The organism is Micromonospora sp. HUAS YX12 (assembly GCF_040215685.1).
GTDB classification, from domain to species: Bacteria; Actinomycetota; Actinomycetes; order Mycobacteriales; family Micromonosporaceae; genus Micromonospora; species Micromonospora tulbaghiae.
The window spans coordinates 3,920,999-3,947,730 of sequence record NZ_CP157974.1; the positions used below are offsets into that span (position 1 = coordinate 3,920,999).

Annotated in this window: 32 protein-coding genes and 2 pseudogenes; 23 read left to right on the forward strand and 11 right to left on the reverse strand. The window is 69.3% G+C overall.

The genetic code is table 11. The annotated features are described in order from the left end of the window. Positions 1-174: 174 nt before the first annotated feature. From ABIH81_RS18945 to ABIH81_RS19040, 20 genes are all read left to right on the forward strand, one after another. Positions 175-1,104: a hypothetical protein gene (locus tag ABIH81_RS18945; RefSeq protein ID WP_349876220.1), complete on the forward strand. Its 930-nt coding sequence runs from the start codon at positions 175-177 to the stop codon at positions 1,102-1,104. A gap of 62 nt (positions 1,105-1,166) precedes the next feature. Beyond that, a complete protein-coding gene (locus ABIH81_RS18950) occupies positions 1,167-1,469 on the forward strand; it encodes a hypothetical protein (protein WP_187691940.1) in 303 nt (100 codons plus the stop codon). A gap of 1,142 nt (positions 1,470-2,611) precedes the next feature. Further along, on the forward strand, positions 2,612-3,619 hold the full coding sequence (locus ABIH81_RS18955; RefSeq protein WP_349876222.1) for an AAA family ATPase: 1,008 nt from the start codon (positions 2,612-2,614) through the stop codon (positions 3,617-3,619). Next, the gene (locus ABIH81_RS18960) at positions 3,616-4,149 is read left to right on the forward strand and encodes a hypothetical protein (protein WP_349876224.1); all 534 of its coding nucleotides are present in this window, start codon (positions 3,616-3,618) and stop codon (positions 4,147-4,149) included. The genes ABIH81_RS18955 and ABIH81_RS18960 overlap by 4 nt, the downstream gene beginning before the upstream one ends. A 67-nt stretch (positions 4,150-4,216) precedes the next feature. After that, positions 4,217-4,531: a hypothetical protein gene (locus ABIH81_RS18965; RefSeq protein WP_349876225.1), complete on the forward strand. Its 315-nt coding sequence runs from the start codon at positions 4,217-4,219 to the stop codon at positions 4,529-4,531. A gap of 106 nt (positions 4,532-4,637) precedes the next feature. Beyond that, on the forward strand, positions 4,638-4,877 hold the full coding sequence (locus ABIH81_RS18970) for a hypothetical protein (RefSeq protein ID WP_349876226.1): 240 nt from the start codon (positions 4,638-4,640) through the stop codon (positions 4,875-4,877). Positions 4,878-4,952: 75 nt separating this feature from the next. Further along, positions 4,953-5,243: a hypothetical protein gene (locus tag ABIH81_RS18975; RefSeq protein WP_349876228.1), complete on the forward strand. Its 291-nt coding sequence runs from the start codon at positions 4,953-4,955 to the stop codon at positions 5,241-5,243. Then, entirely contained in the window at positions 5,240-5,374 is a 135-nt protein-coding gene (locus ABIH81_RS18980; protein ID WP_349876230.1) for a hypothetical protein, read from the forward strand. Before ABIH81_RS18975 ends, ABIH81_RS18980 begins: the two co-directional genes overlap by 4 nt. A gap of 15 nt (positions 5,375-5,389) precedes the next feature. After that, a complete protein-coding gene (locus ABIH81_RS18985) occupies positions 5,390-6,358 on the forward strand; it encodes a DUF2637 domain-containing protein (protein ID WP_349876232.1) in 969 nt (322 codons plus the stop codon). 14 nt (positions 6,359-6,372) lie between these two features. Beyond that, a complete protein-coding gene (locus ABIH81_RS18990) occupies positions 6,373-6,780 on the forward strand; it encodes a hypothetical protein (RefSeq protein ID WP_349876234.1) in 408 nt (135 codons plus the stop codon). A 334-nt stretch (positions 6,781-7,114) separates the two neighbouring features. Continuing rightward, entirely contained in the window at positions 7,115-8,080 is a 966-nt protein-coding gene (locus ABIH81_RS18995; protein ID WP_349876235.1) for a recombinase family protein, read from the forward strand. A gap of 238 nt (positions 8,081-8,318) precedes the next feature. Continuing rightward, a complete protein-coding gene (locus ABIH81_RS19000; protein WP_349876236.1) occupies positions 8,319-8,585 on the forward strand; it encodes a hypothetical protein in 267 nt (88 codons plus the stop codon). A 101-nt stretch (positions 8,586-8,686) separates the two neighbouring features. Continuing rightward, a complete protein-coding gene (locus ABIH81_RS19005) occupies positions 8,687-9,790 on the forward strand; it encodes a ParB/RepB/Spo0J family partition protein (protein ID WP_349876237.1) in 1,104 nt (367 codons plus the stop codon). Between the two features lie 96 nt (positions 9,791-9,886). Then, a complete protein-coding gene (locus tag ABIH81_RS19010) occupies positions 9,887-10,069 on the forward strand; it encodes a hypothetical protein (RefSeq protein ID WP_349876238.1) in 183 nt (60 codons plus the stop codon). A gap of 415 nt (positions 10,070-10,484) precedes the next feature. Next, positions 10,485-10,964, forward strand: coding sequence for a hypothetical protein (locus ABIH81_RS19015; protein WP_349876239.1), 480 nt, complete (start codon positions 10,485-10,487; stop codon positions 10,962-10,964). Beyond that, positions 10,964-11,233, forward strand: coding sequence for a hypothetical protein (locus ABIH81_RS19020; RefSeq protein ID WP_349876240.1), 270 nt, complete (start codon positions 10,964-10,966; stop codon positions 11,231-11,233). The genes ABIH81_RS19015 and ABIH81_RS19020 overlap by 1 nt, the downstream gene beginning before the upstream one ends. Before the next feature lie 3 nt (positions 11,234-11,236). Next, entirely contained in the window at positions 11,237-11,380 is a 144-nt protein-coding gene (locus tag ABIH81_RS19025; RefSeq protein WP_230650381.1) for a DUF6011 domain-containing protein, read from the forward strand. Beyond that, the gene (locus tag ABIH81_RS19030) at positions 11,377-11,643 is read left to right on the forward strand and encodes a hypothetical protein (protein ID WP_349876241.1); all 267 of its coding nucleotides are present in this window, start codon (positions 11,377-11,379) and stop codon (positions 11,641-11,643) included. Before ABIH81_RS19025 ends, ABIH81_RS19030 begins: the two co-directional genes overlap by 4 nt. Continuing rightward, a complete protein-coding gene (locus ABIH81_RS19035) occupies positions 11,633-12,055 on the forward strand; it encodes a hypothetical protein (protein WP_349876242.1) in 423 nt (140 codons plus the stop codon). Before ABIH81_RS19030 ends, ABIH81_RS19035 begins: the two co-directional genes overlap by 11 nt. 16 nt (positions 12,056-12,071) lie before the next feature. Further along, positions 12,072-12,563, forward strand: coding sequence for a hypothetical protein (locus ABIH81_RS19040; protein WP_349876243.1), 492 nt, complete (start codon positions 12,072-12,074; stop codon positions 12,561-12,563). A 182-nt stretch (positions 12,564-12,745) separates the two neighbouring features. Here ABIH81_RS19040 and ABIH81_RS19045 read toward each other — a convergent pair whose 3' ends face one another. Next, complete coding sequence (locus tag ABIH81_RS19045) at positions 12,746-14,311, reverse strand: recombinase family protein (RefSeq protein WP_349876244.1); 1,566 nt, start codon at positions 14,309-14,311, stop codon at positions 12,746-12,748. 31 nt (positions 14,312-14,342) lie between these two features. Then, complete coding sequence (locus tag ABIH81_RS19050; RefSeq protein ID WP_349876246.1) at positions 14,343-15,125, reverse strand: transposase family protein; 783 nt, start codon at positions 15,123-15,125, stop codon at positions 14,343-14,345. Positions 15,126-15,241: 116 nt separating this feature from the next. Between ABIH81_RS19050 and ABIH81_RS19055 the strand changes: the two genes are divergently transcribed. Together ABIH81_RS19055 and ABIH81_RS19060 are read left to right on the forward strand one after the other, a co-directional pair. After that, positions 15,242-15,829, forward strand: a complete 588-nt coding sequence (locus ABIH81_RS19055) for a transposase (protein WP_349876247.1) — start codon at positions 15,242-15,244, stop codon at positions 15,827-15,829. A 544-nt stretch (positions 15,830-16,373) separates the two neighbouring features. Further along, on the forward strand, positions 16,374-17,429 hold the full coding sequence (locus ABIH81_RS19060) for a site-specific integrase (protein WP_349876248.1): 1,056 nt from the start codon (positions 16,374-16,376) through the stop codon (positions 17,427-17,429). Between the two features lie 174 nt (positions 17,430-17,603). Here ABIH81_RS19060 and ABIH81_RS19065 read toward each other — a convergent pair. Then, positions 17,604-18,403 (reverse strand): IS5 family transposase gene (locus tag ABIH81_RS19065; RefSeq protein ID WP_349881153.1). Its coding sequence is split into 2 segments (ribosomal slippage): positions 17,604-18,067 and positions 18,067-18,403, totalling 801 coding nucleotides; the frame shifts between segments, so codons are not numbered across the junction. Positions 18,404-18,515: 112 nt separating this feature from the next. Further along, the gene (locus ABIH81_RS19070) at positions 18,516-19,763 is read right to left on the reverse strand and encodes an IS701 family transposase (protein ID WP_349881154.1); all 1,248 of its coding nucleotides are present in this window, start codon (positions 19,761-19,763) and stop codon (positions 18,516-18,518) included. 307 nt (positions 19,764-20,070) lie between these two features. Between ABIH81_RS19070 and ABIH81_RS19075 the strand changes: the two genes are divergently transcribed. Next, positions 20,071-20,673 carry a hypothetical protein gene (locus ABIH81_RS19075; RefSeq protein WP_349876249.1) on the forward strand — a complete coding sequence of 201 codons (603 nt, stop codon included), beginning with the start codon at positions 20,071-20,073 and terminating at the stop codon, positions 20,671-20,673. 114 nt (positions 20,674-20,787) lie between these two features. Here the strand turns inward: ABIH81_RS19075 and ABIH81_RS19080 are convergent, their stop codons facing one another. The 7 genes and pseudogenes from ABIH81_RS19080 to ABIH81_RS19110 all read right to left on the reverse strand — a co-directional run bounded on the left by ABIH81_RS19080 (position 20,788) and on the right by ABIH81_RS19110 (position 26,730). Beyond that, entirely contained in the window at positions 20,788-21,561 is a 774-nt protein-coding gene (locus ABIH81_RS19080) for a hypothetical protein (protein ID WP_349876250.1), read from the reverse strand. A 193-nt stretch (positions 21,562-21,754) separates the two neighbouring features. Next, positions 21,755-22,521 (reverse strand): annotated as a pseudogene (locus ABIH81_RS19085) (IS5 family transposase). Between the two features lie 231 nt (positions 22,522-22,752). Next, positions 22,753-24,141, reverse strand: coding sequence for a recombinase family protein (locus ABIH81_RS19090; protein WP_349876251.1), 1,389 nt, complete (start codon positions 24,139-24,141; stop codon positions 22,753-22,755). A gap of 430 nt (positions 24,142-24,571) precedes the next feature. After that, entirely contained in the window at positions 24,572-25,117 is a 546-nt protein-coding gene (locus tag ABIH81_RS19095; RefSeq protein ID WP_349876252.1) for a hypothetical protein, read from the reverse strand. Positions 25,118-25,240: 123 nt separating this feature from the next. After that, positions 25,241-25,300 (reverse strand): annotated as a pseudogene (locus tag ABIH81_RS19100) (hypothetical protein); the annotation flags it as partial. Then, positions 25,301-25,465, reverse strand: coding sequence for a hypothetical protein (locus ABIH81_RS19105; RefSeq protein ID WP_349876253.1), 165 nt, complete (start codon positions 25,463-25,465; stop codon positions 25,301-25,303). 11 nt (positions 25,466-25,476) lie between these two features. Further along, positions 25,477-26,730, reverse strand: a complete 1,254-nt coding sequence (locus tag ABIH81_RS19110; protein ID WP_349876254.1) for a DUF6880 family protein — start codon at positions 26,728-26,730, stop codon at positions 25,477-25,479. Positions 26,731-26,732 lie beyond the last annotated feature (2 nt).

Sequence of the window (26,732 nt, forward strand, 5' to 3'; positions counted from 1 at the left end):
CAGCCCCGGACCGCGAAATCCGGGGCTGTGCTGGTTCACGTGGAGACACCAGCATAGCGGGCCGTGCCGACAGCGAGCAAAGCGCCGTGCCGCCGTACATACAACATTGACGCAGGCGGCCGAGTTAGATACAATGTCTTTGTACGTATCGCCACCCCTATCAGGAGGTTTGGAGTGGGCAAGTCATTGGTCGTGGCCTGGGGCCACGAGTACGTGGACGAGGTGCTGGACGCCCTCGGTCCGGACGTGGAGGTGGGCGTCGTGGTCGGCAAGCCGACCGTCGCGCAGTGGCGCGGGGCGCCGCTGGTACTGATCGACGCCCGCGTGCTGACGCTGGCGGCCGGGATGCCGGCGCACCCGCGGATGGTGGTCGTCGCCCCGGAGAAGGTGGACGGTGACCGGCTGGTCGCCGCGTACCGCAGCTGGCAGGCCGACTACCCGGAGGTGCCGGTGTACCACCTTCCGACCGGCGCGCTGGCCGTCCGGCAGCTGGTCGCCGAGGCGGCCAAGGGGGAGGCGGCCGAGGTGCGCGTCGGCGTGGTCGGCGGCCACGGCGGCGCGGGCGCGACGACCGTCGCGGTGGCGCTGGGCCTGGTGGCGGCCGAGGGCGGGCGGCGGGCGCTGCTCGTCGACGCCACCGGGCGCGGCGGCGTGGACGACCGGCTCGGCACGCCGGCCGACAGCCTGCGGGTGGTCGACGAGCCGTTCCGGCCGCTGCGCGCGGTCGAGCGGACTGCGGCCGAGGTGAAGGTGGTCGACCTGGACCGGGCGCTGGAGGGCGGCCAGATCGAGGTGGCCCGCCAGTGCGACCTGGTGCTGCTGGTCGCCAACGTGCAGCGCAACGCGACGGCGACCCGGTGGGTCGCCGCGAAGCTGTCGGAGGCGGGCGTGCGGTGGGCGCTGGTGCCGACGTGGATGCACGACAAGGCGGGGCAGGAGCTGGCCGGCGAGTTCGGGGTGCGGTTCCTGGACGAGGTGCCGCTGGAGCCGCCGTCGGTGTTCTCCGACGGCCGGGTGCACCTGCTGGACCGTTGCCCGCTCCTCGACCTGGCGCGGGACCTGCTGCGCGCCGCGCCGTACGCCGCGGCCCGGGTGGCGGCCTGACCGTCCCCGGCGGTGCCGTACATTGACGTTGTATGGCATCCGGCCGTGGGAGGAGAGGAACAGTGAAGGTGAACCAGGCGAAGCTGAAGGCGGTCACGCGGCGCATCGCGGCCGACCTGATGAAGCCGGGCCCGGTGGAGCTGCCGGTCATGGTCGGCCTCAAGGAGCTGATCCGCATGTTCGGCGTGAAGGACAACACGCCGTACCAGTGGCGGTCCAAGGGCCAGCTGCCCAAAGAGGACGGCAGGATCAGCGACAACCCGCAGTGGAAGCTGACCACGATCTACGCCTGGGCGGAGGACACGAACCGGACGATCGTGTGGGACCCGTGGGACGTCCTGGAAGCCGACGACGAAGCGGCGTGAGTATGAGCAGCGCCGATCCCATTGCGGCCCTACACATCGGGTGTAGGGTGCCGGAAAACGCGTCGACCCCGCCAGGCGGTCATCTGGCGGGGCCGAAGGTGAACCCGGAACGGAGTAGAACGGGTCGCACGCGCATCGTACGCCAGTTCGGGCGACGGTGCGCTGGCGGCGCTGCACAGAGAGGCCGCCTGCATGGTGGACCGGTGGACGGTCGAGCGCGCGGTGAGGCACGAGCTTTGCACGCTCGACCCTCCCGGCCGGCAACTCGTCCTGACGCTGCTCACGTGGTCCGACGCGGCCACGGCGACGATCCCCGAGCAGTTCACGCCAAGCCTGACCGACCTGGAGAAGGGGACCGGGCTCGCCCGGTCGACGGTCGCGGCGTGGCTGAACAAGCTGGAGGGTCAGTGGGTGTGGCGCGATCGGCCGACTGTGGCCGACGCGCGGCGCAAGAAGGCCCGGACGGTGTACCGCATGGGGGTGCCGCCGGATCTGTTGGTGAGACTCGCCGAGCTGGGGGTAGTTGGTCCGCGTGCCGGACCAGCCGCGTCCGAATCGCCCGGGTCTGGTAGTCCGGTGGACGGACCAGTGAAGGGCGCCTCTAGTCCGGGTCGCGGACTAGAACTAGTCCGCCAGGCGGACCGAGTTGGTCCGCCACGCGGACGCAAGACATACAGAGAACCTGAACCGGTTGGGGTCCGCGCCGCGAGCGGTGTCGACCACCGGTACGTCGAGGGGCCGAATGGCTCCTGTGCCCATCCCGGGTGTAGGAAGTCGGCTCCGCTGCACGGGCCCGCGCTGCGGGCCGTGCCCGAGAAGGGAAGGAGAGTGATCGGGGAGTGAGGGTGTACCTCGCGCCGGTCGACGTTGCGCAGTGCGCGGCGTGCAGCGGCGTGCTCGTGGCCGCTGGAGACGACTGGCGGCACCGCGAGGGCACGGGTTGCACCGAGCTGGCCTCCCCGGTGAGCTGCTGGCACCCGGGCTGCGGCATGCCTGCCGCTGTCGGGAGTGAGGCTTGCGCGGGCTGCGCGGGTGCTTTTTCGTCGGTCGAGGGTGTCGGGTCGCAGTCCCCGATGGCGACCGTATAAAGTCTATGTAGGACGTTCGTTCACGTGGAAAGGAACGAGATGACTTCGAGGTTCATGCCAGCCAGCCGGAAGAAGGCGAAGGCGCGGGTCGCCCTCGCCGGGCCGAGTGGTGCCGGGAAGACGCTGACCGGGTTGAAGCTGCTCTACACGCTGACCGGCGCGGTGACCGTCGCTGACGGCATCGAGCGGATCGCGTTCGTCGACACCGAGCGGGACTCGGCGGACAAGTACGCGGTCAACCCGGAGCTGCCCGGCGTCGGCGACATGACGCCGGACGAGGCCGGCGGCTACGGCTTCTCCAAGATCAGCCCGGTGCGGTACGACCCGCGGCAGCTCGTCGAGCTGATCGACGAGGCGGCGCTGGCCGGGTTCACCGGCTTCATGCTCGACTCGGTGTCGCACTACTGGTTCGGGCCGGGCGGCATCCTGGAGCTGGTCGACCTGTTCGCCCGCAACCACGGCGGCCGGTCGATGGACGGCTGGAAGGACGTGCGCCCGATCGAGCGGGCGTACATCGAGGCGCTGATGAGCTTCCCCGGGCACGTCGTGGTGTGCCTGCGGTCGAAGCAGAAGTACGAGATCACCGAGGGCAGCGACGGCAAGAAGCAGGTGTCCAAGCTGGGCATGCAGCCCGACCAGCGCGACGGCCTGGAGTTCGAGTTCGACCTGGTGGGCGACATCGACCAGTACCACTACCTGCGGGTGACGAAGAGCCGGTGCGAGGCGCTGGCCGACCAGGTGATCCACAAGCCGGGCGCGGACCTGGGCCACCAGCTGCTCGACTGGCTGGACAACGGCGAGCCGCCGAAGGACCTCGACTGGCCGAAGGCCCTCGCGGCGTGCGCGTCGCGGGAGGACCTGTCCGTGCTGTGGCAGCGGGCGCAGCGCCTCGGCAAGACGCAGAAGCTGCGGGAAGCCTTCAACCAGCGGGGCGCGGAGATCGCGGCCGCGCGCCGGGCGGCCGAGGCGCCGGGCACGCAGCTCGACAGCGCGCTGACCGAGGCGGCCGGCGCGGCGTCGGTCAACGGCCGGGAGCCGGAGACGGCGGGAGCGGGCCGGTGACCGTGCAGCAGGTCGCCATGAGGGCGGCGGTGTTGAAGGCGCTGATGGACGAGGTGCGGAAGGTCTACGACGCGGCCCGCGCCGAGGCCGACGGTCGCCTGGTCGAGCTGAACGGCGCGCTGGGCGTGAAGACCATCGAGGTGAAGCTGCCGGGCTACGAGGGCGCGGTGGCGCAGGTGACGCTCTCCGAGCCGAAGCCGGGCTTCGTGGTCGACGACGCCGGGTTCCTGGCCTGGTGCAAGGAGGAGCACCCGAGCGAGGTGCAGGTGACCGTTCCGGAGCCGGTCGAGCAGGTGCGGCCGGCGTGGCGTAAGGCGCTGCTCGCCCGGACGAAGGTTGAGCCGGACGGCACGGTGGTCGACGGCGAGACGGGGCGGGTCCTCGACTTCGTGAAGGTCGCGGATGCGCCGCCGCCGTCGACGACGCTGACCTTCAAGAAGGGCGGCCGGGAGGAGGTGGCGCGGGCCTACCGGGACGGTCGGCTGGCGCTGCCCGAGCTGCTGGCGCTGCCGGCGAGTCCGCAGGAGTGAGCGGGTGCGGGGCCGGGCGGGGGTGACCTCGCCCGGCCCCGCTCCACATGGGAGCCGGGAGGCAGCGGTGGCGATCGACGCGCGGCTGGTCCGTGAGGGCCTGGTCGACGTGGAGGCGTTCGCGGCAGCCGCCGAGGCCGGCCCGGTCGGGGTGTGCGACGGGTGTGCGGGGCTGCTCGACGGCTCGACGGCCGAGGGCGGCGGCCTGGTGTGGCTGACGACCAGGTGCCGGGGCTGCGGGCGGGAGCGGACCGCGCCTGGCGGCCGGGCGCTGCCGCGCCCCGCTGGCCGGCGGCCGGGCCCGCCGGCGTGGCTGCTGGAGGCGGCGGCCGAGCTGGACGCGCGGCGGCTGGGGGAGCGGCCCGACTCGCGGGCTGTGTGACCCGCTATACGGCCCGGAGCGTACATAAAACTTGTACGCGAGACTGCCTTCTGCCTACAATGAAGTTGTACGTTCCGCCCCCACCCTGCCCTGAGGAGGAGCCAAGATGCTGAGCTACGAGGAGATCCTGGAGCGCGCCCTGCTGGCCGTCGCCGAGGAGATCGACCTGAAGACGGTCGCCGAGGAGGCGGGCGAGGAGCCGCTGACCGAGGACGACGGCGCGGCGGTCGAGATCGACGAGGTGCTGAGCCTGGAGGCCGGCGGCTTCATGACGACCGACCGGGGCATCGTGCTGCGGCTGAGCGACGGCAGCCAGTTCACCGTCGAGATCAAGCGGTACCGCTGACCGAGCCGGCGGGCGCGCCTCGAGCGCGCCCGCCGCTTCCGTGACATGACCCGACCCTGACCTGAGGAGCGAGAGATGAGCGACCTGATCTGCACCGAGCGCCTGGTGATCCCGACCTTCAACGCCGAGTTCGCGCCCGAGGAGGACCACGGTCCGTGCGCGGGCACCGCGGTCGCCCGCGTGGTGATCGAGCACGACGGCGAGAAGTGCGGGGACGGCGGGCTGTGCCTGTTCGACCCGGAGGAGGGCCTGGAGCTGGACCCGTGGACGCAGGAGCGCCTGCTGTGCGCCGACCACCTGTACGAGCACGAGCGGGCGGTGGCCGAGCGGGGCGAGCTGGTGGGGGAGACGCTGACCCGCCTGTGACGACTGAGGAGAGCCGCCCGGGACCCCTGGGCGGCCTCGACCTGTTGGAGGGGAAACCGATGGAGAGCAAGACGGTGCCGGTCGTGCCGGCACTGCTGAGCGGCGGCCGTGCCGCCGAGGCGGCCGGGTAGGCCGGCGTGGTTCACGTGGAGAAGGTCGATGTGCCGGAGCGGCCGGGCAGGGGCGCGTGGGCGTCGGTGTGGCTGGCGTTCGGTGCCGGGATCGCGGCATCGCTGGCGGCGAACATCGCGCACGCCGGTGCCAGCGGCGGCGCGAAGGCGGTCGCTGGGTGGGCGCCGCTGGCGCTGCTGCTGTGCTCGGAGGTGATGACGAAGGTGCCGGCACCGCGGCAGCGGTGGCTGCGGCGGGTGCAGGTGGTCGGCACGGTGATCGTCGCCGGGGTCGCCGCGCTGGCCAGCTACCGGCACATGCGGGGCCTGGCCGTGGAGTACGGCGAGGACCAGCTGACGGCGAGCACGCTGCCGCTGTCCGTTGACGGCCTGGTGGTCGTGGCGTCGATCGGGCTGGTGGTGCTGTCGCAGCAGCGGCGCGTGGCGATCGCGGCCGAGCGTGCCGACGCCCTCGCGCCTGCCGTGCCGGCGCGGCCGGTGCCGCCGCCCCCGGTGCCGGTGCCGCAGCCCGAGCCGGTGCCGGTGCCGCCGGACGCCGTACCGGAGCCGGTGCCGGTGCCGGAGCCCGTGCCGGTGCCGCCGGACCGGGAGCCGGAGCCCGTGCCGGAGCCGGAGCCGGTGCCGCAGTCGGCGCGGGTGCCGCTGCCGTCGCTGGACGTGGTGGTGCCGCCGGAGCCGTGGCCGGCCCGGCAGCCGGTGCCGCCGCCGGACCCGGTGCCGGACCCGGAGCCGGACCCGGTGCCGCCGGACGGTGCCGACGAGAACGCGGCGGCGCGGAAGGTGTGGCGGGACTCGCTGGCGGCCGGCGAGCCGCTGACGGGCAAGGCGCTCGGCGACCGCTTCAAGCGGAGCGAGCGGTGGGGCCGGAACCGCATCGCGGAGGCGAAGGCGGAGCTCCAGGCAGAGCAGGAGGCCGGCGGCGACGTCGCCGGCGAAACCGACCAGCAGGACGCCCGGGTGCCAGTCGGCGCCGGGGTCGAGTAGAGGAGGAGAGACAGATGGTGTCGATGGCGATGATCGCGGCCGCGCGTGCGGCCGAGTTCCCGGCGAGCCCGTACGCCTGGGTGCTGACCCGGGACCGGGACCACGAGCTGCACGGCACGTCGGAGTCGGAGGTGGGCACGACCGGCCCCCGGCAGGCGACCGACGAGATGGTGGAGCGGGCCCGGACCGAGGGCCGCCGGTTCCGGCTGCTCGACGAGGGCGACATCGACGAGGGCGCGATTGCGGACGGTAAGGACGTCGACGAGGCGGAGCGCGGCGTGGTGTACGAGGGGCTGATCTGGACCCAGGACGAGCCGGGCGGCGATCAGGACTTCGGGCCGCTGTACGACTTCGGCACGCCGAACTACGGCTGCGTCGAGATCCAGTACCGGGACGAGCGCGGCCAGTGGGTTTCGCTGTAGTGGCGCGCTGTCCGGTCGCAGTGGTTGAATGTGACCGGCCCTGTCCCAGGGAGTCGTTCGGTACGCGGTCCCGGTCAGGTGAGCAGTCGGGGGACAGCGAGGTCTGACCGGGGCCGTACCGGCGAAGACGCGAAGAGAGCCCGGCATCCATGCTCAGTGGGTGCCGGGCTCTTTGCATGCGCGGGATTAGCTGTCGGGGTGTGGGGGTACGGTGTCCGGAACGCGACAGTCACGCGATGGAAACTCCTACGTACCTGTACGTAGCACGGTGCGATGGGGCACTGCTAGCTTATAGGCCGGTCGAGTTCAGGCCTGGGGTTGTTGGGGGTCAGGCATGCGGTGCTACGGGTACGACGAGACAGGCAGGGAGATCATCGACGCCGAGGCGACGGTGATCCGAGACGTCGTGAAGCGGGTCCTCGACGGGGACAGTATGCGATCGGTGGTCGCCGATCTACGGGCGCGGGGAGTAACCACGTCCGCCGGCCGGCCGTGGACGCAGCAGTCGCTGTCGCGGCTGCTGCGCAACCCGCGGCTGGCGGGCCTGCGGACGTATCACGGCGAGGTGGTCGGCCCGGGCCAGTGGGCGCCGATCATCGACCGGGCGACGCACAAGGCGCTGCTGGCGCTGCTGGACGCCCCGGAGCGGAAGCAGCCGCACGCGACGAACGTGCGGAAGTACCTGCTGTCCGGCGGGTTCCTGGTGTGCGGGTACCCGCTGCCCGACGAGAGCGGGACCGGCACGCACATCGACGGGAAGCCGCTCTACACGCAGCCGAGCAACAGCGGCAAGCGCGGGTACGTGTGCCGGGCCGGCAGCCCCAGCTACGGGTGCGGGCGCATCCGGATCGCGGCGGAGAGCCTGGAGGAGGAGGTCGCCGCCCGGGCCCTGGCGCGGCTGGCGTCGCCGAAGGTGCGGGCGCGGCTGGAGCGCGCGATCGGCTCGGCGAAGGACGGCGGGGCGACGATGGAGCGGGTGCTCCAGGCGATCGAGGACCGGCTGGCCGAGGCGGGGCAGGCGTACGCGCGGCGCGAGATCAGCCTGGTGACGCTGACGGCGATCGAGTCCGAGGCGAAGCGCGAGCAGAAGCAGGTGCGCGAGCGCCTGGCCCAGGCGGAGCGGTTGCAGTCGCTGCCGGCGACGACGCCGGAGGGCCTGGCCGAGTGGTGGGTCGACGCGCCGCTGGAGCGGCGCCGCGAGCTGCTGGCTCTCGTCTTGGACCGGATCATCGTGAAGCCGGCGACCCGGGCCGGCGCGGCGCAGCTCGACACCGACCGGCTGGAGTTCGTCTGGAAGTAGCCGGTGTGGACACTGCTCCTCATTGGACATCGGCGGCGGGTCGGCAGATGTAACCACGATTCGGGATTCGCGTGGGAGAAATCTTTCATCGCGGATAGTTGATCTGTTGCTCAGCGTGCCGCCGTGCCTATGATCCAGCCCATTGGTCTTTCCAGAGGCGCAGCGTAGCCACCCTGCGGTGTGGGGCCGCAGTGGGATGGCGTGTGCGCATCGAGACGGATGCGGGGAGCTGAGCGGGTTGCATCGCAAGCGCACGATCGAGGTCCAGGAGTTGGCGGGGCGGATCGAGGCCGAGCTGGCCTCGGGGCGGGTGGACGACGCGGACGTCAGCGATGAGCAGGCAGAGAAGATCGCGGAGGTGCTGCGTCCCGCGCCGCCGGCCGACCTGGCGCAGCTGGCCCGCCGGGCAGCGCGCAGCGTGCGCCGTACCGCGGTCTACGTGGCGGCCGGCCCCTTGGTCCCGGCGTTCGCCGCCGCCGTGGCGGCTGCCGGTGCGGTCGCGTGACGCGCTCCACGGTCCGGCGTACATAGATTATTGACGGCAAGATCGACTTTCGACTACAATGAATGTGTACGTTTTGGTACCCGTTCACTGTGGAGGAAGCGATGACTGCGACTGCGACCGCGAAGCGCACCGCGAAGAAGGGGCCGGTGGTCAAGACCATCCCGGTCGCCAAGATCGAGGCGGACCCGGACCAGCCGCGCAAGCAGTTCACCGAGGAGGAGCTGGCCGAGCTGGCGGCGTCGATGCAGAGCATCGGCCAGCTCCAGCCGGTCGCCGTGCGCAAGACGGCGAAGGCGGGCCAGTACCGCCTGGTCGTCGGCGAGCGGCGCTGGCGGGCCGCCCAGCAGGGCGGCATCGAGGAGCTGCACGCGCTGATCTGGGAGATGGACGACGAGACGGCGTTCATCGCGCAGGTGGCGGAGAACGTCAACCGGCAGGACATGACGCCGATGGAGGAGGCCGCCGCCTACCAGCGCCTCGCGGCGGCCGGCTGGGAGACGGAGCGGATCGCCGAGCTGTTCGGCAAGAGCCAGCCGTACATCGGGTGGCGGATCGACCTGCTCGGGCTGATCGACGACGCGAAGGCGCTCGTCGCCAAGGGGCAGCTGCAGGTGGGCGTCGCCTGGTACGTGTGCCGGCTGTCCGCCGACCAGCAGCGGCGGTTCCTGGTGAAGTGGGCGCGGGGAGAGTTCAGGTCGGCGCGGGACGCCGAGGAGTTCGCGAAGGCGTGCAAGTTGGCTGAGGAGCAGGCCGGGTTCTTCCAGATCGACGAGGAAGAGCACAGCGAGGAGAAGCAGGCGGAGGTCGTCGCCAAGCGCAAGAAGGTGACGAGCAAGATCGACCGCCTGGCGGCGGCCGGCGAGATCCTGGCCGAGTTGGCGGCGATGGACGCGGAGGAGCTGGCGAAGGTCCTCGCCGGCGCCGACGGCGGCGTGGCGGCGTACCGGCAGCGGGTCGACCACCTGCGGACGGCGGCGGGGAAGGTGTCGGCGAAGCTGCGCAAGGCGCAGGCCCTGGCGGCGTCGGTGACGGTGGAGCTGGACCCGGAAGCCGTGGTGGAGGTGCCGGCCGAGCTGGTCGACGTGACGCCGGTGCCGACGGTGCCGGTCAACGACGGGTCGATCAAGGTGGACCCGGACTGCGACTGGCCGGGCCACGCCGACGCGGTGGAGGAGTACGGCTTCTGCTCGGTGTGCCAGCACTGAGGACGGTGACAGTGGACGCCCCGCGAGCTGACCCGCGGGGCGTCTGCGTGCCGGCGATCCCTGTGCGGGCGCAGTGGGAGTGCGTATGCTCCGGGCGTGGGCGGGGTCATCGGGCCGATCAAGCTGCCGCCGTGCGGCGTCTGCCGGCGTGCCCAGGTGCGGGCCCGGCGGGGCGACCGCGACCCGGTGGTGCTGTGCCTGGCGTGCGACGGCGGGCCGCTGGTGGACAAGGCCCGCGCGGCGCTCTCCGACGACCAGCGGCGGGCTCTGAACCTGTGAGGCGGCCCCGTCGTGTCCGCAGGCTGTACGGTCGCAGTTTGACTGTGCGTGCTCTGTTAGATACAATGTTTATGTACGACCCCCGGCTGTTGGAGGCGATCGGTGCGGAGCGAGTGGTCACGGTCCTGTGGGCGTGGCCGCTGCCGTCCGGGTCGGCCCGCCTGCGGCAGGCGATGCGACGAGCGCAGGCCGAGCTGTACCGGCAGGCGCGGATGATGAACGCGGTCCCGCTCGGGCCGGCGACCTTCCGGGTCGCCCGACGCGCGGTGTTCGACACTCACGCCGGTCCGGCGCTCGTCGCGGAAGTCAGGGCAGCCCAGCTGCCGAAACCGAACGGAGAGGGGACCACTGTGTCCGCAAGCTGTACGGCCGCAATGGGAGACTGCGGCCAGCGCTTCACGAGGGGTGAGGCGCGATGAGCCTGACCGCGCAGCAGGAAGAGCAGGCCCGCCAGGTGAAGGCGGCCCTGCCGGGCTACCTGGCGGTGCGGGAGACGGCGGCCGCCGTGCTCCTCGCGGCCGGGAAGGACATTGGGCTGCGGCTCGACGAGCGCGACGCCCGGGACCTGGCCGAGGCCGTGGTCGACGCGATCCACAAGGGCGCGGAGGTGCGCGGGATCTCGTTCGCCTGCGACATCGCCGACCAGGAGATGGCCGCCCACGAGCGGTACCTGCTGCGCCCCGCGCGGGAGAAGGCCAAGAGCGGCGACCCGCTGGCCCGCGCGGTCCTGCGCGACCTGGAGCAGCACGTCGAGGGCACGAAGAGGCTGCGTGACGAGCTGGTCGAGCGGCTGGCCCGGGTCGGCGGGCAGTGGCTCGCCGAGCGGCAGCGGATCGTCGCGGTGGTGCCGATGCCGACCCCGGACAAGGGGCAGCACCGGGTCAAGGCGGCGTAGTGGCCGACGAGCCGCAGACGGCGCGGGACCGGGCACTGGCCCGGGCCCGCGCCACCCGGCGCGAGACGGGGGCCGAGCAGCCGTCGCGCCGGGGCCGGCCGATGGTGACCCGGCCGCCGGCGGACGCCCCGCCGGTCGACGACCGGGTGGCGACCCTGGCCACGGCGTACATCGTCGAGGGCTACAGCGCCGACGAGGTGGCCGAACGGCTCGGGGTCGACCGCGGATGGTGCCGGGGGATCGCCGCCCGGCTGCGAGGGAGGAGGTAGCCGATGCCCGACCAGGTGGCGGCCGCCGAGGAGATCGTGGAGTGCGAGGACTGCGGACGTCCGCTGCGGACGCCCCGGGCCCGTGCCGAACGGCTCGGACCGAAGTGCCGCCGCAAGCGGCTACTAGCGATGGGAGCAGCAGCGTGACGGCGATCGTGCGGATCGGGGACGGCGTGTACACGCCGATGGTGGAGGCGAGGGCGGTCCTGCCGCTGCCGCCGCTGCCGGACGCGCAGGCCGTCGACGTCGCCCACGGCGACGGGATCCACGAGCTGGAGCTGCTGACCGTGCGGGGTCCGGCCTCGGTCGTCGCGTCCGCCGTGGACGCGCTGGGCGCCTACCTGGACGAGCTGGTCCCGACGATCGGGAAGCTCTACCACGACCACGAAGGGCCTCAACATGGAGGTTGAGTTGCAGCTGTTCACGAACCGCTACCAGCGGTTCAGGCCCGACCAGGGCGCGCCGGTCCGGACGACGGTCGGCAAGCCCCGGTTCCCGTTGCCGTACGACCTGGCCGGGTTCGCCCGGCTCCTGGCGCCGACGTACGGGATGTTGAAGATGCAGCAGGGGCCGTACCGGCACATCTACCTGGAGCGGCTGGAGGCCGCCGGGGTGGATCTGATCTCCGAGCAGCTGGCGGAGATCGCGGACGCGGGCGGCAGTGACCGCCTGGTCCTGCTGTGCTTCTGCGACCTGAACGTGCCGCCGCCGGACAACTGGTGCCACCGGCGCATGTTCGCCGCGTGGTGGGAAGAACAGACCGGGCACGAAGTACGCGAGCTGGACCGGCGGCGCGAAACGCCGGCAGCCACCTTGTTCTGACGACGAAGGAGTTCACGTGGAACTGACTCTTGAACGACCGGAGGCGGGCGTGCCGCTCGACCTCGACAACGACCTCCAGCCCGGCGAGTCCGGGTACTTCTCGGGGGAGTGGCTGGAGTACCCGTACGACGGCGGCCGCCGGTTCGAGTCGGCGTACGCGGGCACGCTGGCCCGCCGGTGGAACGGCTGGGCGGTGTGGTCCTGCACCCGCGAGGTGGCCGAGGCGATCGTCACCGACCAGGAGATGTCCCGGCGGCACAACCGGGCGCTGCTGGCGGCCAACGGGCTGGCCGGCGAGAAGCTGGAGCGCTACCTGGACCAGGACGTCGTGCCGATGCGCTGGGACGGCGACGTGATCGTGGTCGACCGCAGGGCGCTCGACGAGGGGGAGCTGCGCATCGAGCCGGACGAGCATGGCCGGTACGTTGTGATGGGCGGCAACTGGATGTGGGAAGAGGTGCCGGTCGACGCGGCCGACACGGTGCACGGGGTCGCTGAGCGACCGTAGCCGTACAGCTGGGGGCCGGTCCGCTGGGCCGGCCCCCTTCGCGCGGGCAAGATCAACGGTGATCCCAGGGGGAGCACCGCCGGGAACAGAGGGCTACAAGCGGCCACAACGGGGCACGAGTAGACACAAGCTGAGCAGGCCGGATACGATCGTCGCAGGTCAACGCGTTGGATGTGCGGGGTTCAAGTCCCCCCTCGGACACCAACTGAATCCCAACGGTGCGCGGCAAGGTCAACACTTGCCCGCACCGTTTGTGTTTCCGGGTCGTACGACAGGTGCAGCCCGAGGCTGCGGTAGACCTCCAGTTTGTGTTCCGGCTGTGCGTTCCGTAGGGCGGCCACGAGGTCTCCGAGTTCCTCGACGACGGCGATGATCTGCTCCTCGCTGTAGCGGGCAGGGACGTTGGTCTTCTCTTCGACTGGCGTGTGCTGGTGCCGTTCGGCGTGTTCGCGTTCTGCTTGGGTCTCGGCGATCCAGCCGGCAACGACGCCTGGGTCGGCGCCGGCGTCGAGTGCCGCCCGGTAGCGGGCCAGTTTGGCGTCGCACTCGGCGATTGTGGTTCCTTCGAGCGCCGTCGGGGCGGCGGTGGGCGTGCCGGTGTGGGCCTGGTCGAGGAGTGTGGTGATGGTGTTCCGCCGGTGCAGTGGCCCGAAGCCTTGTATGAGCCAGGTGTCCAGCGGTGTGATCAGCACGTCTTCCCGCATGATCACATTTCGGGGGTGGTCGACTCTGTTGGCGAGGGCGTACTCCTGCGGGAAGCGGCAGCGGTAGTAGGCGACGCCGTGGGAGTGCTGGCCTTGCATCTTGCGGCCGCAGATGCCGCAGTGGACCAGGCTCTTGAAGACGTAGGGGTGGCGGGATCGGTGTGCCCGTCTCGGTGAGGTGGCGGTGCGGGCTCGAAGGCCGAGCATGTCCTGAACGCGGTCGAAGTCTGCCTGCTCGACCAGGGGCTCGTGGACCAGTTCGTTGGAGGTGACCCAGCGGTCGCGCTGGTTCCACCGCATGACCGGGGTATGGCCGAGGGCGACGTCGTCGACGTCGAGCAGCACTTCGTCGGTGCGTTGCTTGTTCCAGACCTGGCGGCCGGTGTAACGGGGGTTGGTCAGGATCGTCCGTACGGCGGTCTTGGACCAGGCGAGCCCGTCTCGGTGGGGGTTGCGGGCACGGTCGTACGCGGAGGGGCAGAGGATGTCGTCGCGGGTGAGCGCCTCGGCGATGGCGAACATCCCGTATCCGGCCAGGTACATGCCGAAGATGCGCTGGACGACGGGTGCGGTCTGCGGGTCGGGGGTCAGGCCGCGGAGGCGTTTGCCGTCGGCGGCCTTTGCCGGGTTCGGGTGCGGTCCGAGGTCCTTGAGCGTGTAGCCGTACGGTGGCCGTCCGCCGAGGAAGCGGCCCTCCAGTTGAGTCTGGGAGGCCATGGCGGTGCGGACCCGGACCTTTACCCGGTTCCGCTCGCCCTTGCTCATGCCGCCGAAGACGGACATGACCAGGTCATGCGCCTCGTTGTCCGGATCGATCAACCCGCCGACCTCCGGCACCCACAACTGGACGCCGTAGTGCGTGAACAGCGGCATGGTCAGACCGAACTGGTTGCCGTAGAAGGCGCGGTGCGGCTCACCGATGACGACAGCGGTGAAGCCGCGCTGAGGGTTGCGCAGGGCAGCGAGCAGCCGGCTGGCTTCCGGACGACGTTGCCACGGCAAGGACCGGCTGTGGCCAACATCGAAGAACTCCTCGTTGATCACGCCGCCCCGAGGGGTGATCAACGAGCCCTTTTCATCCTGCGTAGCGGTTGGCTTCGACGTGGTGCAGCACGAGGATGGCCTGCACGATCGCGGTCGCTCGGTGTGGGCAGCAGCGCAGCTTGGTCAGGATCTTCCAGGTCTTGAGGGTGGCGATCGCGCGTTCGCCGCGGGCGCGGATCTTCGCGTGGGCCCGGTTGACGGCCTTCTGCCGGCGTGACAGCTTCGGCCGGAAGCGGCGCCGCTTGAACGGGGTGCGCACGCTGCCGCTGGCGCCTTGATATCCCTTGTCCGCGAAGGTCATCACGTCGGCGCTGGTCAGGGCGTCGATGATGCCGTGGGTGCGGGCGGCGGTCAGATCATGCGTCGAGCCGGGCAGCGCGGCCGAGGCCCAGACGAGACGCCCGGCCGCGTCGGCGATGACCTGCACGTTCACTCCGTGACGCTTGTGCTTCCCGGAGTAGTACGGCTTCTGGTTGGCGACCCGGTCGATCGGGATCAGGGTGCCGTCGAGGATTGCGTAGGCGAGCAGCCGGATCCTGGTCATGGCCGTGGCCAGGTCGTCGGTGGTCGCGGCGAGGAGGTCGATGGCCTCGCGGACATAACGCCAGGCCGTCGTGACGCCGATCTCGAATCCGGCGGCCAGGCGGGTCAGGGTGTCGCCATTGCGCAGGTGGGCCAGGGCGAGCAGGGCTTGCCGGCCGGGGTCGAGGCGTCGCCACCGGGACCGTCGCTGCTGGCGGCGGGTTCGGATGAGGGCAGCGAGGTGGTTCAGGCTGCGGGTGGACAACGGAATCGCGGCAGGGTAAGACAGCACAGCGAGGCTCCCGGTTGGGGCATCTGATCTTGGTCGATTGCTGTCTTACCGGGAGCCTCGTCCTACATGGACACCGGCCTCCCGCGCCGCCCGTGACCTGCACCGTCACGATGAAAATGGCTCAGTGGATCGACATCAAGTACCCGCAGGCCGTCTGGGACGAAGACCAGCAGCGGTGGATCTCCGACGCGCAGATCGCCGAAACCGCCTACACCGCGTTCGCCGGCACCCGGCACGCGGTGACCGCCCGGCTGATCGTGCGGCGCATCCGCCGCGACGACCCCGCCCAACATCCCGGACAGGAAGAACTCCTGCCGGCGTACCGGTATCACGCGATGTTCACCAACAGCCCCTACACCCTGGTGCAGGCCGAGGCTCAGCACCGCGGCCACGCGATCATCGAGCAGGTCAACGCGGACCTGATCGCCGGACCCCTCGCCCACCTGCCCTCGGGCCGGTTCTCGGCCAACGATGCGTGGCTGGCCTGCGCCGCGATCGCCCACAACCTCACCCGCGCCGCCGGGCATCTCACCGGCGGCGACTACGCCACCGCCCGACCCGCCACAATCCGCACCCGCATCATCACCGTCGCTGCCCGCCTCGCCCACCGGGCCCGCACCATCCGCCTGCACCTACCCGAGCACTGGCCCTGGCAGACAGCGTTCGACAACCTGTTCACCGCCGTCCACACCACACCCGGCTGAACACCTCATACCAGCTAAAACCAGGCGGCCCCACCCGCAGGCCACAACCCCACCCCGCCCCGAACAACCACACCCGGAGCAAGCCGATCACGTAATCGGCAACTCCCGCACGCCCACGATCCAGCCACACCAGGGAAAGATCAACTGGTGCTCGACGCCGACCGCGTCGGTGGATCGAGGCTCAGAGACGCAGGTCGGCGAAAGGTTGCCAGTGGCAGTACTGCCTCACCGTCATGGACGCGCGAGGGCGGCTTGCCGATCGAGCCCCGGTTCGCGCAATGGGGTGGAGTCCGGACGACTCGCTGAACGGCAAAGTGGGGGAGGGCTTCATTACGATTCAGCGCGGCGAGGATCGGACATGTCTAGTTACAGCACAAGGGCACCTCCGCATACTCTCGTCCATCAGACATTTGGCCGAGCTGTCCGCGGGCGTACGACTTTTAGTGGTGGTGCGGACGAAAGAAGGAGTGGTCATCCTTTGCGCCATGGATCTTGTGGAATCTGCGCTCATGGCCTTCATTGATAGTGGCTCAGGTGGTGTTACATGACCGGGCCGTTGCCGAATGGATTAACCAACCAAGAGGTAGCCGCCCTGCGGTCGATTCTTGCGCGGATTCCCGATGAAGGGTTGCGTGGACCGTCGGCAATCGGCGAACCGCCGGGAATCCCTACCTTCCGCGACTACATCCAGCGCGTATCGGTGGCCGTTGCTCCAGGCTCCCGCCGACTTTACGAAAGCTACTGGAAGCGAATCGAGCAGTACTGGGGCGAGCGCAAACTGAACGACCCAACACCATCCGAAATCTCGGCGCTTGTAGAGCAGATCCGCGCGAGTGCAGTCGTCCGTAGCAACTCACGCGGCGGTCGCTCAGCGGCTGAGCACACGGTCTCTGCCCTTCGCTGCCTCTATGCATTCGCGGTTGCCGACGGCTTGATTGCCGAGGCGGAAGATCCAGCTCGACGAGTGGCAAAGCCCCGAAGGGTGCCGAGCAATCGACACGCTCTAGCGGAGCGTCAGCTTGCGCGGATAGTGGAACTCGCAGGGCGCACGGGAAATGATCCGCACCTAGACTCCCTCATCCTGCGACTTCACATCGAAACAGCCTGCCGGCGGGGTGGGGCACTGGGCCTGGACCGAGCGGACTTGGACCTCGATAATTGCTGCATTCGGCTCAGCGAGAAGGGCGGGACAGTTCGCTGGCAGCCCGTCTCCCCTTCTATGCTGCGTATGCTTGTCCGGCACTACGAAGAGCGTGGGAAGATCAGTGGCGGTACGCAACTGCTCAGATACCGGTCGGGCGCTCCATTGACGAGCCGTCGCTACGATCATCTCTGGCAGCGATTGGGGCGTCGCCTCCCTTGGGTCCAAGCCCAGCAGGTATCGACACATTGGCTACGGCATACCACGTTGACGTGGGTTGAACGAAACTTTGGATACGCCATCGCAAGAGCATATGCCGGCCATACCGGTCGTTCGGACGCCGGTGTGACGAGTACCTACGTCAAGGCAGATATTTACGACGTTGCGCGGGCGTTGTCCGCGCTTTCGGGCGAGCCGCATCCGCTTCTTGCTGAGGAACAGTCACTCTCAGATGAGTGACGCTGGAGCCGTTCGGCGCCTGTGGCAGCGCCCCGCGCCACCCACGAGGTCGGCCGAGATTGCGCTCCCTGCTGCACCCACTGCGGACGCACCCACCCCAGATGACGTCAGCCCTGTCCATACCATACGGCTCCTCACGGACCGTGAGCGTGGAAGGCCCGTGCTTAAGAGCTCCTAACTCTTTGAGCGCTGTAGTCGGCGCCAGCAGATGATGGCGCAGGCGAGGGTGAGGAAGGCTTCGTGGATGTCGTCGCGGATCTCCCAGCGGATGCGCAGGCGGCGGAACCAGTGCAGTAGGGCGATGGTCTGCTCGACGACCCAGCGTCGGGTGCCGAGCCCGGAGCCGTGTGGGACGCCGCGTCGGGCGATGACGGGTGTGATGCCGCGGGTCCGTAGCTCGCGGCGGTAGGTGTCGAAGTCGTAGCCGCGGTCTGCATAGATCCGGTCGGGTCGTTGCCGTGGTCTGCCGCGGATGCCCTTGATCCGGGGGACCTTGTCGACCAAGGGCATGAGCTGGGTGACGTCGTGGCGGTTGCCGCCGGTCAGGCTCGCGGCGAGGGGGATGCCGCCCGCGTCGGTGATGACGTGGTGTTTCGAGCCTGGCTTGCGGCGGTCGACCGGGCTCGGACCGGTTTTGGGCCGCCCTTGAGGGCCCGGATGTGGGAGCCGTCGATCACCGCCCGAGACATGTCGAGCTGGTCGGCCGCCCTCAACTTGCCGAGCAGTACTTCGTGCAGGCGTTGCCACACGCCGGCGTCGTTCCAGTCCCGCAACCGGCGCCAGCACGTCATGCCCGACCCGAACCCGAGTTCCTGGGGCAGGTACTCCCACGGGATCGCGGTGTAGAGCACGAACAGGATCCCGCACAGCACCTTGCGGTCATCGAGAGGCTTACGGCCCGGGAACCGATGCCGCCTGGACGGACGGGGCGGCAGAAGCGGTGCGATCTCGGCCCACAACTCGTCCGACACGATCCATGGCGGCTGCTCACCCCTCCTCACGTTCAGACAGAACGATCCTCACGTCCCGAGGACACGCTCAACATCATTTCGTTAGGAGCTCTAATACTCCAGCCGGAGATCGTGATCACGGTTCGGTGAGGGCTTGTCTGGCGTAGTGGCTGGCTCGGGCTCGGGCTTGGTGTCGACGTCTCCAGATCGACCATTTGAGCTGGTCAGCTTGGCGTCGGGTGGGTTCGATGACCAGGGCGTTGAACAGGCGATGGAGTTCGTTGACAGTCAGCGGGATCAGCCCGGGCTCGGCTGTGTTGGCGGCGCGGACGATGGTGGTCGCGGCGGCGAGGAAGGCGTGGGCGAGGATCGCCAGGGTGGTCCACCGGTGCCAGGAGCGCCAGCGCCGGTTCTGGTGCTGGTCCAGGCCGAGGGCGGTCTTCGCGGTCTGGAACGATTCTTCGATTTTCCAGCGGCGGCCCGCCACGGACACCAGCGCACCCAACGGCGCGGCCTCGGGTGACCAGCAGCGGTAGAAGGCCAGCTCCCCGGTGCGGCGCTGGCGGCGGATCAGCAGCCAGTGGTGGCCGGCGTGTGCGTCGGCGTGCGCGGGCAACGGCATCCAGGCCCAGTCGTAGTAGCGGTGTCCCTTCGCGCCGGCACCGGCCGAGACGCGGTGCCAGGCGTCGCGGGTCAGATCGGCGGCGAGGTGGTCGACCCGCCGGGCGCCGATACCGGTGAGCACCTGGTGGGAGCAGGCCACCGCCAGGACGTAGCCGAGGCGGTGGCCGCGTAGCGCGGCGGCCAGCCGCGGGTCACCGCCGTAGGCCTCATCGCCGGCCACCCACCGACACGGCAGCCCGGCGGCGACAGCCTCGTCGATCATCCGTGCCGCCAGCTGCGGCTTCGTCGCGAACCTGATGTCGTCGGGGACACCGGCCTCGCCCCTGCGCTGCGGGTCCTCACACCACACCTTGGGTAGGTAGAGCGCCGCGTCGATCAGGGCGTGACCGGCCTCGGTGGCGTAGACCAGATGCACCGCGAGCTGACAGTTCTCGACCTTCCCGGCGGTGCCCGAGTACTGGCGCTGCACCCCGACGGTGTGACGACCCTTCTTCAGATCTCCCGTCTCGTCGACGACCAGAACCGCGTCCGGGTCACCCAGGTGCTCCGCGACGAACCCACGCACGTCCGCGCGGACCTGCCCGTCGTCCCACTTCGCCCGGGCGAGCAGGTCCTGCATCCCGTCCGGTGACGCGTCCCCGGCGTGCTCGGCGATCGTCCAGCAGTTCTTGCGAGGCAGCGGCGCCAACAGGCCGCGTACGAAGTCCCGCACCCGTCGACGGGGCTCCGGCCTGCGGAAACGCACCCCGATCGTCAACATCAGCTCGTCGAACAACACCCGCCACCGCTGGGCGTCTACCCTGTAAGCCGCAGCCACCGCCGCGTCATGGTCAGTCCACACAACCGTCCATGCTCGACGGTGGCTGCTCCCGCTCCGGCCCCGGGTGAACCCCCGCCCCGCTCAGATCAACATCTCCGGCTGGAGTACTAAGCCCTCGGAGCAAGTCCACTCGCGCCATTGGGCGGTGGGATATGGGGCGCTGGCCTGGCTGACGGATCTCCCGTCCCCGGTTTTAGGAGGAGGGTGAACTCAGATCGTGTCGTACCCACGACATATGGTGGCGGGCGTGGATGGACCAGGCGGTGGGGCCGCCGGCCGCCGCAACCGGGCGGTGGTGATCGAGCACGGCGGGTCGCGTATCCGGACGGTGGACGAGCACGCGTTCGTCACGCAGCACGGCAGTATGCGGGTCCAGGTGTTTACTGCTGAGGGGTTACGGTCGGTCGCCGTCGTGACGCAGACCGACCGGGAGGGCCGCAGTCTGCAGAACGGGGCCGAGCGGTACGTCGAGGAGGTCTGGCAGCGGTTCTGCCCCGAGGAGATTGAGCCGCCGCTGTTCATTGCCCACCAGTTGCTGGGTGAACTTGATCTGGGGTTTCAGCAGTTCCTATTCACCGTTGTCGGCCCGCACACGGTTGAGCGGCCGGTGCGATGGGGGCCGATGTTGACCCTGGCCGAGCTTGAGGAACTCGTCGGCGGCCCGGTCGACCCGGACCGCGGCGACGGTTACGTCGAGCCTGAGCCAGCACAGGCGAGGCCCCCGGTCGGGGCATCGGGTTTTGGTCGATTTGCTGTCTTACCTGGAGCCTCGCCCTCATCGATCTGCGGCCTCCGCCTACCACCCCGACCTGCAAGATCAGGTTGGAAAGGGCTCGATGTACGACGTTGATGCCGCTGATCGGGCTGCGGCCCAGCTTGCTCCTAGACTAGCCAACATCTCAGCCACCTGGCTCAGCCTGAAGAATTTGGCGACTAAAGGACGTGTGGTGCTAACGGATTAGCCTCAAGGGCGATCCGCGAAGGTGCACAGGACAGCGGTGGCGTCGTCCTGGCGCTTCCACCGCCGGAGAACACCATCACGGTTGTGGCGTGCCTCTTCGGCTTGTCGGACTCGGCGGATAAGTTCGTCTGGCCCCTGCTGAGATATGATGTTAAGTAGGTTGGGCCAGTCCATCAGGCCGTAGAGATCGACAAGACATGAGGCCCCATCGGTTAGCAGGGCTGCGCGCCGGAGGCCATTTATGCCGTGGATTGGATAATTGCCGGTCACCGCTTGGTATGCGGCGTCACAGACGCTATTAGCCACCCAATATCCGCCAGCAGTATTCGTGAGCTGGTACTTGTGTTCGAAGTAATCGTGTCGCCAAGCTTCAAAATCCGGGGTACCCGCAGGTGCTTGCGGCACCGGTCGGAGTCGATCAAGCTCGGCGATGGCGGTTGAGAATCTGAGATCTGTGACTGCCAGAACTTCGTCGCTCCGTTCCACCACCAGCGTCGTGTCGGAGAGAATCAGATATTCCAGATGACTGCCAGTTGACCGAACGATGCATACGGTTGCTGCTGGAGTCGCCGGGTTGGCAAGGTCGCAATGGCCGCCGTGATCATCACGCACCATGTCAATCGCTTTTGCCAGGCACTCGCTGAGAGAAGGCGGGGTGTCTTGGAGAGCGACCTCTGAGAGGCGAGCCGACAACCGGCGGACATACCATGACGGACTGTGTCGGCAACCCGTTCCGATGCCCTCGGGGCTTGTTACGCCGTCGAGCACGCCGACCATCGTTCCTGAATGAAATGCTTGGTCCTCGTTCTCCGGCCGGCCAGGTGCGGGGGCCGATGCGAGGCGGACCTGCATCAACAACGGGTCCCTAACTGGCGTGAAATCCCGATGACTTGGAAGCCCAAGATCTTACCTCCATACGAGATGCGGCGGCAGACACAACTTCTTGGAATATAACGCGTTAGAGCGTATCTCAGGTGGTGAGTTTGAGGTAGCGCTTGTGGCAGGTGAGGGCGGCGGCGAGGATGACGAACGCGCAGTAGAGGCTGGCTGAGCGTTCGTAGCGGATGGTCAGCCGGCGGTAGCCGGTGAACCAGGCGAACGTCCTCTCGATCACCCAGCGGCGCCGCCCAAGCCGGTTCGGCGACTCTATGCCGCGACGGGCGATGCGGGGCCGGATGCCGCGGGCACGGAGCATGCGGCGCAGGTGGGGGTAGTCGTAGCCCTTGTCGCCGTGCAGCTTGTCGGGGCGCCGGCGGCGGGGTCCGCGTCGGGAGCGGATGGCGGGGATGGCCTGGACCAGGGACTCCAGGCAGCGGCTGTCGTGGGTGTTCGCGGCGGACACGCCGACGGACAGAGGCAAGCCGTTGCGATCGGACAGGACGTGGATCTTGCTGCCGGGCTTGCCTCGGTCGACCGGGCTCGGTCCGGTCAGGTCGCTCCCCTTTTCGCCCGGGCCGCGTCGGCGGTGGCCCGGGCCCAGTCGATCAACCCCTTGGCGTCGATCTGGTCCAGGGCGGCGACGTGCAGCCTGCGCCACAGCCCGGCCCGGGGCCAGGCGACGAACCGGCGGTGCGCGGTGGCCTTGGAGACTCCGAACCCAGCTGGCAGGTGCCGCCAGGCGCAGCCAGTGGTCAGCACGTACACGATCGCGGCGAACACAGCCCGCGCCTCGATCGGGGGTGTACCCCCGCCCTGCGGACGTCGAGGCGGCGGCGGAATCAACGGGCTGGCCAAGATCTACAACTCGTCAGGCACCCACTTCAGTGCAGACTCTGCCTGTCAGAGTCCCCTTCTCCGCGGCCGGATTGACGGCTGCGCTGTCTTCGGCGCAGGCAGGCGCAGGCGGATTGAATTGGTTCTCAAATTGCCACACGCGGCAGCTCATGCCTGTAGTGTTACGCATCGTGAAGTGCTAGACTTAACGCATGGGCACCCGTTTGTATAACGGATGCTACATAGTCGGACACGTTATTTCCACACGAAGCGTGATTTTTCTTCGTGTTTTGCGTGATCCCCGTCCCGTTGGACGGGGATTTTTGCTGTGGCGGCGAGGCCGCTTCCCTGCGGGTTGAGCGGGTAGATCGCGGTCTCGGCGTCGATGGTCCAGGTGTGGTGGTCGCCCACGATGATCATGTTGTTGGTGCGGAGGTGGGTGGCGACCTTGTCCGGGTCGGGGCTGCGCAGCGCGGGGTGGTGGCGGTGCAGCCGGCGGTCGTGTCGGATGCGGTCGAGGAGGTGGTCTTCCCGGATGTAGAGGGTCTTCGTTCGGGGAGAGGCCGTGGTGCGGCTGCTGGTGTGGCCGTGGCGGCATCGGTAGCCGGGACGGCCGTGGACCCAGTGGGAGTCCATGGTGCGCCCGCAGATGGCGCAGCATACGAGGCCGGCCAGGAGGTAGTGGCGAGGAGCGCCATCGGCTGGAGTGGGTGCGGTGTGGATGGCCTGAGCTGCGACGAACTGTTCCTCGGTGACCAGCGGTGGGTGGGCGATCTGGCGGGAGATGACCCAGTGCGGGGCGGCGTTCCAGCGCTGGACGTCGCGGTGCCGCGCGACGGTCCCGTCGGGTGTGAGGTCGTCGTGGTCGGTGCGTTGCCGGTTCCACACCTGGCGGCCGGTGTAGCGGGGGTTGGCCAGGATCGCCGCGACGGTGGTCAGCATCCAGCGTTGGCCGCTGCGGTGCCGGTTACGTGCCGGGGCGGCGCCGGACGGGCACGGCACACCGTTGTCGTTGAGTTTGCGGGCGATGCTGGCCACGCTGCGACCGGCGAGCCGCTGCTCGAAGATCCACCTCACCCAGGGTGCGGTGGCCGGGTCGGGTTCCAGGCGGTGCAGACGGCGTCCCCAGGAGGCGTGGGCGCGGTTCGGATGAGGTCCGGCGTCGACCAACCGGTAGCCGTAGGGTGGCCGGCCGCCGAGGTGCCGGCCTTGGAGTTCGGCTTGGGCGCGCATGGCCGCGGTAGTGCGGTGCCGGGCCCGGGCCACCTCCCGCTGGGAGTGCACGCCCAGTAGGTCCAGCAACGCCAGCTGTCGCGAGCTGTCGAAGTCCACCGGGCCATAGGTCTCCGGAAGCCACAGCTGCACACCATGCCTGAGCAAGGTGGGGGTCAACTGTTCGAGCTGCTGGCCGTGGAAGGCACGTTCGTACTCGCCCACGACGATCGCGTCAAACCCACGCGCCGGGTCCGCCAGGGCGGCGAGTAGCCGTGCCGCCTGCGGCCGGTCCGGCCACGCCACCCTGCGGGAGACACCCTCGTCGAAGAACTCGACCACTATCCGACCATGACCGGCGACCAGGTCCTCGGCATAGTTGCGCTGCCACCGACACGACGACGCCCGGTCCTGGAAGTCGACCGTGGACATCCGACCATAGAAGGCGAAACGGATGCACGGTGGAGGTGATGTTGTCGGGCGTCGCGCCCGCTGGCGGCCTCGCTGGTTCGGCTGCCGTGCCCAGATGCCGAGCTGGTCGGGGCCGTCGAGTTCCGGTGCGTATTGCATCAGTACCCTTCCCGCACCCAGGGTGCTACAGCCATCCACCTCGATATCTATGAGTAGCGATGCGATGGTTTGGGGGACTCGGCCACTCGCACCATCCGTTGGCTCAACCGTGCAGCGGGCCCTTCAAATGGAGGCCGGCTAACGGTCGGTGGTCGCGCGGTGGGAGCGGCGGCAGATGCGCGTGACAGACCTGGAGGGTGTTGGTCAGCGCCGGTGACGGTGCCCGGCATCCCGATGCGACAGCTGTACTCGGGCTGCAGCTGTGGCGTGCCGGGTGTGAGAGCGGTTGCCGTTACCAGTGGTTGGGGCGGGTGATCGTCCTGGCGTGTTCGCCGAGGAGGTCGGTATAGGTGTCGATGTCGATGGTGTCGTGGTGGCAGCGTTCGATGAGCCGTGTCAATCGATGGCCGATCTCCTCCGCGTCGAGGTCGAGGCGTTCGCACAGGTCATGGCGGGCGTTGAAGAGTGGCTCGGTGATTTCCTCGGGTTCGGTGCGGGTGATGCGATAGGCGTCGCGGAGGTGTCCGGAGAGGTCGTCCCAGACGAGGATGGCTTCTTCGACGAGATCGAGCATGGCGGTGGTGGCGGGCCGGGCGCAGAGAATCTCAATTTCGGCGGCCAGCTGATGGCCGGCGGCTTCGACGTCGGAGATCTGCCACCTGCTGCCGGTGGTCACACTAGCGGCGTCGCGGATGGCGGCGCGGGCTTCGTGTAGGCCGGTGTGGTCGGTGATGTCGAGGAGACCGGCTTCGCCGAGTAGCTGGGTGGCGAAGAGGCGGTGCCGCAGGGCGTGTTCCACGACGAGGTTTGCCAGTTGCCGAGGGAAGAGCCGCCGCACGGCTTCGAGATAGTGAGCGTGTTCGGGTTCACCAGGGGCGGCGCCAGGTGGGGTCGCCGCGCCCGAGAAGGCGGTGCCGGCGTGGAATGCGGTGAGTGCGGCGGCGACCGCGTGGGCGCAGAAATCGTCGCCGAAGGTTCCGCAGTCGCAGTCGGTGGTGAAGAGGCCGCCGACGATGCCGATTCAGGGTTGGAAGACGCCGTCGTGGCTGTGGACGACGGCTTGGACGCCGCCGCCGGCCGGTTCGAGTTCGCCGACGCTGCCGTTACTCAGCAGCCGTGCCGCGGACTCGTCCACCGAGCTGGGGACGGATTCCCGGGACGCGTCGATGTCGATGCGAACTGCCACGGGCGGGCACTCTACCGGCCAGGGTGGAGGCGGGCGACGTCGAGCTTGGCCAGGAACGACGGCCGGCGCCGGTGCTGTCCACGCAACTCATCCAGATACCTGGCGAACTGGTCGGTCTCGCCGGTGGCCGCGTACGCGTCACGCAGATGGCGGAGCAGCGTGATGGCTGTGTCGTAGCGGCGCTTGTCATGTGAGTCCGACAGGTGGGCGTTGACGAGTGCCCGGTAGGGCTCGCGCACGTCGGCCGGATGGCCCTGTTGCCGACGGTGCAGGAGTTCGACGCGTTGCCGGGTGGGCAACTCGTCCAGGCGTGCGAGCCCGGTGTGCCAGGCCTCATCGTCACGGCCGGTATGGTGCAGCGCGTCGATCAGATGGGGCAGGTAGCCGGGCTGCTGGGCGACGCGGTCGCGTACCACGGTCAGCGCCCACTCGGTCTGGGTTTCGTCGCGGTCGGTCTCGGCCACCGTCGCCAGCAGTGGCCGGAGGTTGTCGATGGTCGGCTGCTTGTCGAACGCAGCCCGACGCTCGGCCACCGCGGCGCGCGGTTCGCCGGTCTCGATCAGCAACCCCACCAGCAGGTCACGCAGCCGCGCGGATTGGTGGCCGCTGGGGTGTTCGGCGAGTCCGCGTCGAGCCCAGTCGATTGCGTCGGCGGGTCGTCCCGCCTCGGCCAGCACCCGTACGACGCGCTCGTACTGGTCGGCGCTTACCAGGTGCTCGGCCAGCACGGCCACGTACCGGTCCACGTCGCCGGAGACCTCGGCGAGCTGCTCGCGTAGGTGCCGTACCGCCCACTGCTGGTGCCAGTTGTCCGGATCCGCAATCGCGGCACGCTGCTCGACCAAGCGCGTCACCTCGGCCAGGCCTTTCGCCCCGAGAGCCGGCACCCACTCGCGCAGGATCACGTCTGGCCAGCCAGGGCCGTCGCAGACGAGCCGGACCAGCCACGCGGCCAGGCCAGCGGGTCGTGGCGGTGCGGCCCGGCACGCCCGGGCGTAGAGCTCCATCAGATAGGCGAGGTCGTTGCCGAGGACTCCGGAGGAGCTGTCCATGTACATCAAGGCGGTCGTCATCCGATCGACTGCCTTGCGCAGCATCGGCACCGCGACCGCCGCGTCACCCGTGTCGATCAGCCGGGCGCAGCGGTCCGCGACCTCACGCGCCGCCTGCGAGTAGGCCTGCCGGCCCGCGTACGGGTCACGACGGCGATCCCGCCGCAACCGGTCCACCAGCACAGTCAGCTCATTCTCGTTCCCTGCGCTCACCG